9 protein-coding genes and 1 pseudogene are annotated in these 12,564 nt (G+C 43.7%); 2 read left to right on the forward strand and 8 right to left on the reverse strand.

The window, feature by feature from the left end:
• Window positions 1-23: 23 nt before the first annotated feature.
• Window positions 24-785, forward strand: coding sequence for an IS21-like element helper ATPase IstB (gene istB / locus OVA16_RS13170; protein WP_267760105.1), 762 nt, complete (start codon window positions 24-26; stop codon window positions 783-785).
• 159 nt (window positions 786-944) lie between these two features.
• Here istB and OVA16_RS13175 read toward each other — a convergent pair whose 3' ends face one another.
• From OVA16_RS13175 to OVA16_RS13205, 8 genes and pseudogenes are all read right to left on the reverse strand, one after another.
• Window positions 945-2,666 (reverse strand): ATP-binding protein, encoded by a 1,722-nt coding sequence (locus tag OVA16_RS13175; protein WP_267760107.1) that lies wholly within the window; start codon window positions 2,664-2,666, stop codon window positions 945-947.
• Window positions 2,666-3,790, reverse strand: a complete 1,125-nt coding sequence (locus OVA16_RS13180; protein ID WP_267760109.1) for a sensor protein KdpD — start codon at window positions 3,788-3,790, stop codon at window positions 2,666-2,668. Before OVA16_RS13180 ends, OVA16_RS13175 begins: the two co-directional genes overlap by 1 nt.
• 131 nt (window positions 3,791-3,921) lie before the next feature.
• Window positions 3,922-5,001 carry a porin gene (locus OVA16_RS13185; protein WP_267760112.1) on the reverse strand — a complete coding sequence of 360 codons (1,080 nt, stop codon included), beginning with the start codon at window positions 4,999-5,001 and terminating at the stop codon, window positions 3,922-3,924.
• Window positions 5,002-5,086: 85 nt separating this feature from the next.
• The gene (locus OVA16_RS13190; RefSeq protein WP_267760114.1) at window positions 5,087-5,647 is read right to left on the reverse strand and encodes a K(+)-transporting ATPase subunit C; all 561 of its coding nucleotides are present in this window, start codon (window positions 5,645-5,647) and stop codon (window positions 5,087-5,089) included.
• Window positions 5,648-5,722: 75 nt separating this feature from the next.
• Window positions 5,723-7,749 (reverse strand): annotated as a pseudogene (gene kdpB / locus OVA16_RS13195) (potassium-transporting ATPase subunit KdpB).
• Between the two features lie 12 nt (window positions 7,750-7,761).
• Window positions 7,762-9,462, reverse strand: a complete 1,701-nt coding sequence (gene kdpA, locus OVA16_RS13200; protein WP_267760116.1) for a potassium-transporting ATPase subunit KdpA — start codon at window positions 9,460-9,462, stop codon at window positions 7,762-7,764.
• A gap of 201 nt (window positions 9,463-9,663) precedes the next feature.
• Window positions 9,664-9,741: a potassium-transporting ATPase subunit F gene (locus OVA16_RS20285; RefSeq protein ID WP_420712349.1), complete on the reverse strand. Its 78-nt coding sequence runs from the start codon at window positions 9,739-9,741 to the stop codon at window positions 9,664-9,666.
• Window positions 9,742-10,150: 409 nt separating this feature from the next.
• Window positions 10,151-11,497, reverse strand: a complete 1,347-nt coding sequence (locus OVA16_RS13205; protein WP_267760118.1) for a sigma-54-dependent transcriptional regulator — start codon at window positions 11,495-11,497, stop codon at window positions 10,151-10,153.
• Window positions 11,498-11,696: 199 nt separating this feature from the next.
• On the opposite strand from OVA16_RS13205, the gene OVA16_RS13210 reads away from it, so the two are divergent.
• On the forward strand, window positions 11,697-12,548 hold the full coding sequence (locus OVA16_RS13210) for an ion transporter (RefSeq protein WP_267760120.1): 852 nt from the start codon (window positions 11,697-11,699) through the stop codon (window positions 12,546-12,548).
• Window positions 12,549-12,564 lie beyond the last annotated feature (16 nt).

The following is a 12,564-nucleotide window of genomic DNA, read 5'->3' on the forward strand; positions in this document are numbered from 1 at the left end:
TACATTAACAATCCATAACAAACATGAATAACGAAACATTAGAGAAGATGCGTCAACTTCGCCTTTATGGCATGTACGATGCTTTTAAAACCAATCTGGAGACTTCAGTGAAAGAATCCCTTACCGCAGACCAATTCATTGCATTGCTGGTGGCCAGCGAGTGGGATGATCGGCGGAACCGGTCTGTACAAAGGGCGATCAGTGGGGCAAGTTTTCGCTACAATGCTTCTTTGGAACAGATCGACTACTCATTTGAGCGTGGTCTGGATAAGAATCAGGTCCACAGGCTTGCCGGACTCGAGTTTATAAAAGAGCACAAGGATGTGTTCATTACCGGTTCCACTGGAACCGGCAAAAGTTATCTGGCAACCGCTCTGGGCTACCATGCCTGCCAGAACGGCTACAAAGTGATGTATGTGAATACAGCTAAGCTGATGGGCCAGCTAAAGCTGGCTAAGGCCAAAGGGACCATGCTGGCAGAACTGAAGCGTATAGAGCGCATGGACATGCTCATATTGGATGACTTCGGCCTCCAGCCATTCGATCCCCAGTCCAGGCTTGCCCTGCTTGATATCATCGAGGACAGGCACCAGAAGCGTTCTACGGTCATTACTTCGCAGATCCCGGTAAAGGAATGGTACGACATCACTGGTGAAAAGACCGTGGCTGACGCAGTGCTTGACCGCATTGTACACCACTCAGTAAGGGTCGAATTGTTTGGAGAATCACTAAGGAGAAAAAAACTAATCCGGAAAATGTATTTTTGTAGAAATAATAGTTGTTAACCCGGACAAAAAATATCCGTCTCAGGAACCGATCTGCACAACAACTTTTTGTTCTTTTCAAACCTCAACTCTGAGGGGACAGTTTGCAGTGGTGAAGGGGGGACAGTTTCATTGGTATATCCACATAACACCTTTTAATGAAATCTAAGCTGGAACATTTCATCGACTGTGCGGTTTGAAACTTATGGTAAAGATGCTTCCCTTGCCGAGCTCACTTTGCACATTGATGGTACCACCCTGTGCCTCTACAAATTCTTTACTGATGCTTAATCCCAGGCCCGTGCCATCTTTCTTGGAACCGGGAATACGGAAATAACGATCAAATATCTTGTCGATGTATTCTTCTGAAATCCCCTGACCACCATCTTTGACCGCCAGCTTGATGCCATCGGCATCCTGCGATACAACGAGCTCCACTTTGGAATGCTCATAGGAATACCTTATGGCATTGGAAAGCAGGTTGGTCAATACCCATGCGGATTTTTCACTGTCCCCATAGATCTTGGGCATCGGTCCCCGTTCCAGAACTTTTACGCTGATGTTCTTCTGTTCCGCTGCCGTTCTGGTCGCATTGACGGCATAGTCCATAATTTCGGTAATATCGAAACTGGCCATGCTAAGGTTGATGGAACCACTTTCCACCTGTGTAATATTAAGCAGCTCACCAGTAATTTTCAAAAGTCTTTCTGTGTCCTCTCCAATACTATCAGCCAAACTTTCCTGCTCCTTGTTCAGTTGTCCGACCTGCTTGTTCCTTAACAATTGCAGGCTCATCTTTATCGCAGCGATAGGTGTTTTCAATTCATGGGATACTGTGGCGATAAAATTGGTTTTTGCAAAATCCAGTTCTTTATAAGAGGTTACATTCTTTAGGACGATGACCAAACCAATCAGCTTCTCTTTGGATTCTCCAGTAGGAACGATACCTATAGGGATAATTTCCTTTTCAAAATAGCTTTCCTTTTTATCTGCGTAGATCTTTACAGGTGAATTCCTCTTGTTAGGATCTATATCCATAAACAGTGTCCTTATCAGATCATTTTGCTGCATGACTTCCTCAATGGGTCTGCCTACCATATCAGCTTGGTTTAATCCGGTAATCTGCAAGGCTTTGTCATTTGCAAAAAGAACGGTTTTATAGTGGTCAAGTCCGATTACTGGCTCACTCATATTGTCGATCAGCGTCTCTATCCGTTTTTTTTCCATCATCAGTTTTTCCAGGCTGCTATTACTATATTCCTGTAATTTCTTTGCCATGGTATTGAACGATCTGGCCAGTTCGCCGAATTCGCTGTGGCCTTCGAAATGGACACGCTGCGTGTAATTCATATCGGCCACCTCCCGGATGCTCTGGGTAAGTTCCCTGATGGGATTTGCGATATTGGACGGCAGGTTGACCAGCAGTACAAATGCCACCAGAAAACAGAACGAACCAGAAAATACAATCCAGAGGATAGCCTCATCGGCAGTATCGGAGGCCTTGTTGTTCTTTCGCTGTATGGCTTTCATGTTAAGTAGCATCAGTCCGGAAACATCTTGATGCACCACTTTTTTGAGGTCCTGGTCAGTGGGTCTGCCTAGCATCCTGCGGAAATCCTTTGCGATCTTTGCCGTCAACTCCAGCTCACCGGGTTCTGTGATGGTCGCCTGCTGTTTCCTTAGATTCAGCTGGAATATACGTTGGTATTCGGATAGCTGTATACCTCCATTGAGGGCATCCAGCATCTGTCTGGCATAATCGACAGATTTATAGTTGTCGGTCAATATATTCTTGGCATCAGCGGAAAGCTGGTTGATATATTTACCGCTCAGGGCAGTAAGCAGGACAATCATGGCAAAAAGCAGCCCAACGCCCAACAGAAGTTTAGTTTTTATCTTCATTATGATAATATGACCAGATCGATATTTTCTCTGGATAATCTATTCAATAACACATTAAATTTATCGGTGGCAAGAATGATCTTCCACAGACTTAAATGGGGCTTACCGATGCATACGGTAGTAATTTTTCTATCCCCACATTGCTCCATGATAGCCCTCGAAACATTTTTGTTTTCTACTTTGATAATCTCTGCACCCAATTCGGTTGCTAATTTAAAATTATTAATAAGGTGACGCTGTTTATCTAGAGCAATTCTGGAAACATTTTCGGCGGGTGTCTGCACATAAAGTACATACCATTTGCTATGGTAATAATTCGCCAACCTCGCTGTTTTCCTGATGACTGTTTTTGCAGTCTTTTCATTACTGCTGATACAGGCCAAAAAGCGTTCGTGCTTAAGCACATGTTCTTTGGTAACTTCACTTTCCACCTTATGCTCTACGTGTGAGGCCACTTCCTTCAGGGCCAGTTCGCGGAGCTGCAAAATATGTTCGCTCTGGAAGAAATTCTTCAGCGCCGTTTCCACTTTTGCAGGGTCGTATATTTTACCCTCCTTTAACCGGGTAATCAGTTCATCAGCAGTAAGATCGATATTTACGACCTCATCCGCCTGTGAAATCACGTTATCTGGTATTCTTTCCTTTACCTCAACGCCAGTTATCTTTTTCACTTCCTCGTTCAGGCTCTCGATATGCTGTATATTGACTGCACTGATCACATTGATACCTGTATCGAGTATTTCAAGGACATCCTGCCAGCGCTTGGTGTTTTTGCTTCCCTCTATATTGGTATGCGCCAATTCGTCAACAACTACTACTTCGGGACGTAAGTTGATCACCGCCTGAACATCTAGTTCTTCCAATTCCTTGCCTTTATAAAACAATTTGCGGCGTGGGATAATTGGCAGACCATCTAACAACGCATGCGTTTCGGCTCTATTGTGCGTTTCGATGTATCCAATCTTGATATCGATACCATTACGTAACAGCGCATGCGATTCCTGCAACATACGATAGGTTTTGCCCACACCGGCACTCATACCAATGTAGACCTTGAATTTTCCCCGTCTCGACTTTTTGATGAGATCTAAAAATTCCTCGGCAGATTTCCTCGTTTCTTCCATTTAAGGTTATTGATCGGCTTTTTGACCGGAAACAAGTTTGACCAAACAGACCTGACCAAATTTAATGCTTCCACAAATATAACTATTAAGCCCCATACGAATTATCGCAGGGGCCTAAAACAAACACTAAACTAAAACTTGATGGCAAGTGAAGTTATTGCCATGACATTTCCTTTTGTTAATTCCTCATCCCTGTTAACGAAAATGGCATCTTTGCCACTTAGGTTTTTGACCTCGGTACGCCAAACCAAGTTCGGGAGAATCTGGTAATCCAGATTTAGGGATGCTGCAAAAGTTTGAAAACCATTGGGGCTTCCCGTAGCAATGATTACTCCATTCTTATCATTATAATATTCGCCCCTTGCGGCTAAACTTACTTTATCGGAAGCCGAGAATTTAGCGATTAACACGGGACTGTACCAGGTATCGTAGTTATCGCTTCCCTTTGTTTTTTGTTGTGCGCCAAAATCAAAACCTGCAATCAGGGCGAGCTTGCTGCTCAAGGTAAACTGGCCATAAAAGTTATGGAAATATCTCGTCCTGCGATCCACATCGGGCAGATCATTGCCGATAAACGAACTGCTATTCAACAACACCTTGCCGCTTGGACGGAAGGTGAGCTGGTGTCCAAAGGCAGGCGTGCTATTTCCTTCAACGCGTTGTATGCGCTGCCAACTGTTCAATATCAATGCGGCCATGCTCCATTTTCCGTCTGGTGTACTGTAGGATAATTTGGCACCTGTCTCAAAATAAGGAGAATTATCTGCTAGCATACTTCTGGTGAGCGTGAAACAATCAGCCCCTATGGCACTTTCAAAACCAATGTGAGAAGGCAAAATTCCGGCATCCAACCATAAATCACTTTTGCTGGAAAGCTTCACACCCACGTTAGCTTCAAATATATTCTTCAATACCCCTTCTTCTGCAGCGTAATTGGCATTCATATAAGAGCCAACACCCAATCCTAGGTTGGCCCTGACTTTGTCATTAGCATAGGCGGCCTTTACGACCCCCAGATTAAGGCTTACCTCATTATTTCTGTTATGGCTATAAACAAAGCCTGGTCTGGTATTGGATAGCGGATTATTGAAATCCTGTTGGTAATAAACTTCAGCGTACCCACTGATAGTTAATTTAGATTTTTCCGGCTCTGTTTGGGCAACGGCTCTAATAGATAGCAACGCTAGGGCTGCTACAAAGATTTTCTTCATTTCTGTAATTGATAAATTTTGTAATTGTTAGCTACAAAGTGGTCTGGTGTTTATCTCCCGGGCAGACATCCCAGGCCTCCCTGTTTTATTTTAAGTTGTCTAACGCGATGTTTAATTTGAGTACGTTGATCTTTTCTGTTCCAAACAGGCCCAGTAGCGGTTTTTCTGTGGCAGCAAGCACCAGTTGTTGTACTACGCCTTCTGTAAGTCCCCTCACTTTGGCGACACGCCCAACCTGTATATTGGCTGCCTCAACAGAGATGTTCGGATCCAATCCAGCACCACTGGCCGTTACAATGTCTGATGGAATATCAGTTTTTTTAATACCTGGATGGTGTACCAAAAAAGTATCAATCCTTGTCTGTACCTCTGCTAGGTAATCTGGGTTAGAAGGCCCCTTATTACTGCCCCCTGCACCTGCCGCATTATAACCCACAGCAGATGGTCTAGACCAGAAATAGTTGTCGTTGCTAAAGGTTTGCCCAACATTGGCATAATGTACTTTGCCTTTTTGGGTTACGATTTCGCCTTTTCCCTTATTGGGTGCCAACTGGGCCAGGCCTAAAACAATTAAAGTATAGATACCCGAGAAGAACAACAGGCAGACAACGGTCAACCTGATAGCGGGAAAAAAATTGCTTTTCATTTCTTAAAAATTTAAAATTTGGATATTGGCAGTGAAAGTATTTTTTAAGCTTTACTTTTCACTGTCTAAGTTTCTTTATATAAATACTGACACCAACAAATCGATAACTTTTATTCCTACAAACGGAATAGCGATACCACCCAAACCATAAATGAACAGGTTCCTTCTCAGCAGAGCGCTTGCACCAATTGGTTTATAGGCAACTCCTTTTAGCGCAAGTGGAATAAGCATCGGAATAATGATGGCATTAAAGATAACTGCCGAAAGTATAGCGCTTTCTGGAGAATGGAGCCCCATGATATTCAGACCTTGTAGCGCAGGTATCGAAGCGATGAACAGTGCCGGAACAATGGCGAAATATTTGGCCACATCATTCGCGATACTGAATGTGGTCAGCGTACCTCTAGTCATCAACAATTGCTTGCCAATTTCTACAACCTCGATCAGTTTCGTAGGATCGTTATCTAGGTCGACCATGTTGCCAGCTTCTTTAGCTGCTTGGGTACCACTGTTCATCGCTACACCAACATCCGCCTGTGCCAATGCAGGTGCATCGTTTGTGCCATCGCCCATCATCGCCACCAATCGTCCTTCTACTTGTTCTTTTTTGATGTAGTTCATTTTATCTTCTGGTTTAGCCTCGGCAATAAAATCATCTACACCTGCTTTTTCCGCAATAAATTTCGCCGTTAGAGGATTATCGCCAGTCACCATTACGGTCTTGATGCCCATTTTACGGAGACGTTCAAAACGTTCATGTATTCCAGGTTTGATAATATCTTGTAACTCTATCACACCAAGGGCAAAATCATTTTCGGCAACAACCAATGGAGTACCTCCATTTTGCGAAATTGCACGTACCTTTTCATCCACTTCTTTTGGGAAGGTATTGCCCGCACGCAGCACCATGTTTTTAATGGCATCTGTTGCACCCTTTCTGATACGAATGTTTTCATAGTCTATACCCGAACTGCGGGTTTCGGCCGTAAACTTGATAAACACTGGATTTTCTATTCTGAAACTAGAAGGCGATAAACCAGCCAGCTCTATTATTGATTTACCTTCAGGTGTTTCGTCGGCCATAGAACTTAATACAGCAGCTTTAATCAACCTATTATTATCTACGCCATCTGCTGCATGAAAATGCGTGGCTTTACGATTTCCGATGGTAATGGTACCTGTTTTATCTAATAACAAAACATCTATATCGCCAGCAGTTTCCACTGCTTTACCACTTTTGGTAATTACGTTGGCCCTAAGTGCCCTGTCCATTCCGGCAATACCAATGGCCGATAACAGCCCGCCAATGGTGGTAGGGATCAAGCATACGAACAGGGAAATGAACGATGCAATTGTGATAGGTGTCTGTGCATAATCACCAAATGGTTTTAAAGTGACAGTTACAATGATAAATACCAAGGTGAACCCCGCCAATAAGATGGTCAAAGCAATTTCGTTAGGCGTTTTCTGACGGCTTGCTCCCTCAACCAGGGCAATCATTTTATCTAAAAAGCTTTCGCCAGGCTCGGTAGTCGTTTTAACTTTAATTTGGTCTGAAAGCACTTTTGTACCTCCGGTAACGCTGCTTTTGTCACCTCCGGCTTCACGGATCACCGGTGCACTTTCTCCCGTGATCGCACTCTCATCAATGGTTGCCAATCCCTCGATGATCTCCCCGTCCGAAGGAATGATATCTCCGGTTTCACATACGAACACATCACCTTTACTAAGTTGGGAAGAAGCAACAATGGTGAAACTACCATCGCTTTCCAATTTTTTTGCGGGCGTTTCTTCCCTAGTTTTGCGCAAGCTATCCGCCTGTGCCTTTCCTCTGGCTTCTGCTATGGCCTCTGCGAAGTTGGCAAATAATAAAGTCACCAAAGTACTGCGGTTACGATAATGTTGTAAATTAGACCTCCCTGATTTTGTTCCCCCAAGGCAATCCATACACAGACACCTGCCATGACCAAAGTACCTACCCAAACCATGAACATTACCGGATTACGGAACATTTTGGCGGGGCTTAATTTGATAAAGGATTGTCTGATCGCTTCATTTACCAGTTCTGGCTGAAGCAGTTTATTATTTTTATTTTCTTTCATTTCAGGATGCGTTTAATAAAGTGAGAAATATTCTGCGATTGGACCTAGCGCAAGCGCAGGGAAGAACGATAACGCAGCTACAATAGCGATGACTGCGAACACCATCAGTCCGAAAGTTGCGGTATCGGTTTTCAGTGTTCCAGCACTTTCAGGAATGTATTTCTTCGCTGCCAAACTTCCAGCGATGGCTACAGGGCCGATAATCGGCAGGTATCTGGCCATCAACATCACAATACCGCAGGCAATGTTCCAGAATGGGTTGTTATCACCCAAACCTTCAAAACCACTTCCATTATTGGCACTTGATGAAGTAAATTCATAAAGCATTTCGCTAAAACCATGGTAACCTGGATTGGCCAACCATCCCGCATAGGTTGCTGGATCACTGGCGTATAAGTGACTGGCGATGGCCGTTCCAGTTAAGATTAAAAAGGGATGTAACAATGCAATGATCATAGCAATCTTCATCTCCCGTGCTTCAATTTTCTTACCTAAAAACTCAGGCGTTCTACCAACCATCAGTCCACTGATAAATACGGCAAGAATGATGAAAATGTAGAAATTAAGAAATCCTACACCTACGCCCCCATAAAATGCGTTAATCATCATCCCCAGCATCGTATTCATCCCCGAAAGTGGGGTAAGACTATCGTGCATGGCATTTACCGAACCGTTACTGGTTACCGTAGTATTGATTGCCCAATAGGCGGAAGCAGCTGGACCAAAACGTACTTCTTTGCCTTCCATACTACCCATTGGTTGTGAAATTCCCATTTTGGAAATGGCCGGATTACCGTTCATTTCATTAATTACTGTCGGCACCAAGAGCAGGATAAAGCCCAAGGTCATCACCCCAAAGATAGTCCAGGCCAGCTTTTTTCTATTCAGCACATATCCCAAGGCAAATACCATTGCTATTGGAATCAAAAAGATAGATACGGTCTCTACTATGTTGGTGAAATAGCTCGGATTTTCAAGCGGATGGGCAGAATTAGGTCCATAGAAACCACCACCATTTGTGCCCAGTTGCTTGATAGCCACAAAGGCAGCTACCGGACCACGACTTACCTGTACACTATCGCCCTGCATATTCACTATGGTGTCTTTTCCTTCAAGTGTCATCGGAGTGCCGTTAAATACTAATAAGCTAGCCACTACCAGTGCCAATGGGAACAATACCCTTGTGCAGCTTCTCACAAACAGAAAGTAAAAATTACCAAGTTTATCAGTAGTTTTCTCCTTCATAGCCAAGAATACTACACCCGCAATCGCGATACCGCAACCGGCACTAATGAACTGCCATAACATCAGGGTCAACTGCCCAAAATAAGACAAGCCACTTTCGCCAGAGTAGTGCTGCAAATTAGTGTTGGTTACAAAGCTTACCGCCGTATTAAATGCCAGGTCTCCGCTCATTGATGGGTTACCATCAGGATTCAGCGGTAGCCATGCCATATTAGTCAGCACAAACATCGACCAAAGGAACCAGATCAGGTTGATGGTCAACAAAGCTCCCAAGTGTTGCTTCCAGTTCATTTCCCTTTTCGGGTCGAGGCCAGCAAGTTTATAGAATATTTTATCTATTGGGTTAAAAATTGCATCCAGCCATGTTTTTTGATTGGTAAAAATCTTGCTGATGTATCTGCCCAGTGGTATAGCGAGTAGCAGCACCGTAGCGTACATCAGTACAATTCCTAGTATTTCTGTATTCATTATTATTTGTTAATGTTTGTTAAACGATCTCCCTGTTATCCCTCTATCAATATCAAGAGCCTTAGAATGAAAAGCATGAAAAGCGAACCGAAAAAAAGTAGGCAAAGTACCAGGCCTAGTCGTTCCTTAAATTTTCTTTTGATTTCTGGCTTCATTTTTAGGATTGTTTATTTGAATTTTGAGAGTTAGGTAATGGATGTCTTAAAATTTTTCTGGTCTGATCAGCACATAGCACATATAAAAAAATACGGCGATGGCGATGACAAATAGTAGCGTCATATCTTATCAAAATAGCTAATTGTTAAAAAAAATAGGGCAAATAGCACGATGCCCAGAAGCGTGAGTGTAATGATCATTGTTTTATCCGTTTATTAATCTGTAAATAATTCCAAAGAGTACGATAGCTCCATACACGGCAGCGAGTAGGTGCCATGACTTGAGCTTTCTATATAACCTGATTTTCGATCTGTCCATGATTTCCTGTTTTGTATGCCACAGTAATGGCAAGAGGTATTCCAAAAAGAAAATAAAACCACATACAACTGATGGTCAGTTAGTTAATTTTAAAACAAAAAGTTTTACAAAGAAAAACCCTTTCAAAACGCTAGGGTGCATACTGTCGTTTTGAAAGGGTCGAGGAGCTTGAAGCTGGAGATGGTGCTCAGCTAAGCTTTGGGGATATGAATATTTATTCGAGGCCAAATTGGGCCATTTTCCGATAGAGGGTGGTCAGGGCAATGTTCAACAGTTCGGCGGTCTTCGTCTTGTTTCCACTGGTATAGTTCAATACCTTTTGGATATGTATTTTTTCGGCACTGGCAAGATCAAATGCTGAAAGTGTTTTATTCATAGATTCACTATTCGCCTTTTTTCTCAGTTCGATCGGCAGGCTATCGGCATCAAGTTCTTGGGTATCTGAAAGGATGACACTTCTTTCGATCACGTTCCGTAGCTCACGGATGTTTCCTTTCCAAGGGTGTTGCCTTAGTTCGGACAGATAATCTGCAGTCATGTGTTTGATCAGTTTTTTTGTCTTTCCAGAGAATATGCTAAGGAAATGGTTGGCAAGGGCATCGATATCCCCCACACGTTCCCGGAGCGACGGAAGGCTGATTGTAAATACTGCGATCCTGTAATACAGGTCTTCCCGGAAGTTGCCTTTTTCTATTTCCTGCTGTAGGTCCCTGTTGGTGGCCGCGACAATGCGCACGTTTACCTTGGTCGGCCTGCTATCCCCAACTTTCATGAACTCACCGGTTTCCAGTACCCTGAGCAGTTTGGCCTGTAGGTCCAATGGCATCTCGCCAATCTCGTCAAGGAATACGGTACCCTTGTTGGCCTCCTCAAATATGCCCTTGCTATCCCTGGCTGCTCCGGTAAAGGCACCTGCCTTATGGCCGAACAGTTCGTTCTCCAACAGTTCCTTGCTAAAGGCAGAGCAGTTGACAGCAACGAAATTATATTTTTTTCGATGACTTTCCTGATGTATCGCCTGAGCAAATACCTCTTTTCCTGTACCAGTTTCCCCAGTCAGTAGTACCGTAGTGTCAGAAACAGCTACTTTTCTGCCCGCTTCGATCGCCATTTGGAGTTGTATGGACTTACCAATGATCCCATCAAAGGAATATTTGGTGCCCAGCTGACGCTCCAATTGTACCACACGTCTGGCCAGGGCTACCTTATCGGCGGCTCTGTGCAACAAAGGGATGATCTTGTTGTTGTCATCGCCCTTGGTAATATAGTCGAAAGCGCCATTCTTGATCGCCTGCACACCATCCGCAATATTGCCATAGGCAGTCAGCAGGATTACCTCCAATACCGGGTAACTTTCCTTGATCTTCTTGGCCGCATCTACTCCAGAGCCATCGGGTAGTTTGACGTCGCAGATCACCACATCGATATCGGTATTGGTAAGTTTTGCCATTCCCTCACCAATGTCTGCCGCCTGGGTGACCTCGAAGCCTTCCAGGCTGATGATCTTGGAAAGCAGTGTCCGGATTTTTTCCTCGTCGTCTATGATTAGAACCTTGGCCATTTTACGCTTTTTATATACCGGCAAATATACATTAATTTCTATCTTGCGCTCCTTTAACAGGTGTTTGATATCCGACCTTGAACAGCCGGAATGATCTGTTTACTTTAGAAACCGTTTTCACTGCCATTTGTTATTTTTCTTATAACGGAATGATTTTTACAAAAAAAGGCAGCAGGTAAGTCAGCACAAAAGAATGCTTATGGAAGATCTTAACTTCAAGGATACATCAAAGGAAAAACTGCGCAGCATCATCTTCAGATCGGATACGCCAGCGGGAAAGCTATTCGACATAGTGCTATTGGTGCTCATTGTACTCAGCATCACCCTGGTTTTTCTGGAAAGTGTTGTTGACATCAGGTTAAGTTTTGGCAACATCATAAGAATTGCTGAATGGACATTTACCATATTGTTTACATTAGAGTACCTGCTCCGTATCTACTGTAGTGGCAAACGGTTTTCCTATATCTTTTCATTCTATGGCATCATCGACCTGATTGCCTTTCTTCCCAGCTACCTCAGTCTTTTCTTCCCAGGCGGTCAATACCTCATGGTCATTAGGGCGGTTCGTCTGCTAAGGGTATTTCGGATCATGAAGTTGACCCGTTTCATGAACGAGGGCAATGTACTGGGCAGGGCACTTAAAGCTAGTTCTCATAAGATCATTGTATTTTTGACCTGTGTACTAACCTTGGTAACTATTATTGGTACATTGATGTACATCATAGAGGGAGATGATACAGGCTTTACCAGTATTCCAGTATCCATTTATTGGGCCATTGTTACGATAACCACTGTAGGCTATGGAGATATATCACCACAAAGTACATTGGGTCAACTTTTGGCCAGTGTATTGATGATTTTGGGCTACGGAATCATTGCCGTTCCCACTGGTATCGTCTCGGTAGAGATGGCACGGGCAACCGAAGAAGCGAAACGGAAATGTCCGGGATGCAATGCCGCGATTCATACCCTAGACGATTGTTTCTGCGCCAAATGTGGTACAGCGCTAGAGCCTGCGGAGTATACTGGCCAAGACAAACAAGCCCCATAATCATTCTAATTTTCCT

This window comes from Pedobacter sp. SL55, from assembly GCF_026625705.1.
Lineage (GTDB): Bacteria > Bacteroidota > Bacteroidia > Sphingobacteriales > Sphingobacteriaceae > Pedobacter.

Bases quoted from the DNA above. Each gene is read 5' to 3' on its own strand.
- OVA16_RS13175 (WP_267760107.1), bottom strand. From the start codon at position 2,666: ATGAAGATAAAAACTAAACTTCTGTTGGGCGTTGGGCTGCTTTTTGCC.
- OVA16_RS13205 (WP_267760118.1), bottom strand. From the start codon at position 11,497: ATGGCCAAGGTTCTAATCATAGACGACGAGGAAAAAATCCGGACACTG.
- OVA16_RS13180 (WP_267760109.1), bottom strand. From the start codon at position 3,790: ATGGAAGAAACGAGGAAATCTGCCGAGGAATTTTTAGATCTCATCAAA.
- OVA16_RS13185 (WP_267760112.1), bottom strand. From the start codon at position 5,001: ATGAAGAAAATCTTTGTAGCAGCCCTAGCGTTGCTATCTATTAGAGCC.
- OVA16_RS13210 (WP_267760120.1), top strand. From the start codon at position 11,697: ATGGAAGATCTTAACTTCAAGGATACATCAAAGGAAAAACTGCGCAGC.
- istB (WP_267760105.1), top strand. From the start codon at position 24: ATGAATAACGAAACATTAGAGAAGATGCGTCAACTTCGCCTTTATGGC.
- kdpA (WP_267760116.1), bottom strand. From the start codon at position 9,462: ATGAATACAGAAATACTAGGAATTGTACTGATGTACGCTACGGTGCTG.
- OVA16_RS20285 (WP_420712349.1), bottom strand. From the start codon at position 9,741: ATGACGCTACTATTTGTCATCGCCATCGCCGTATTTTTTTATATGTGC.
- OVA16_RS13190 (WP_267760114.1), bottom strand. From the start codon at position 5,647: ATGAAAAGCAATTTTTTTCCCGCTATCAGGTTGACCGTTGTCTGCCTG.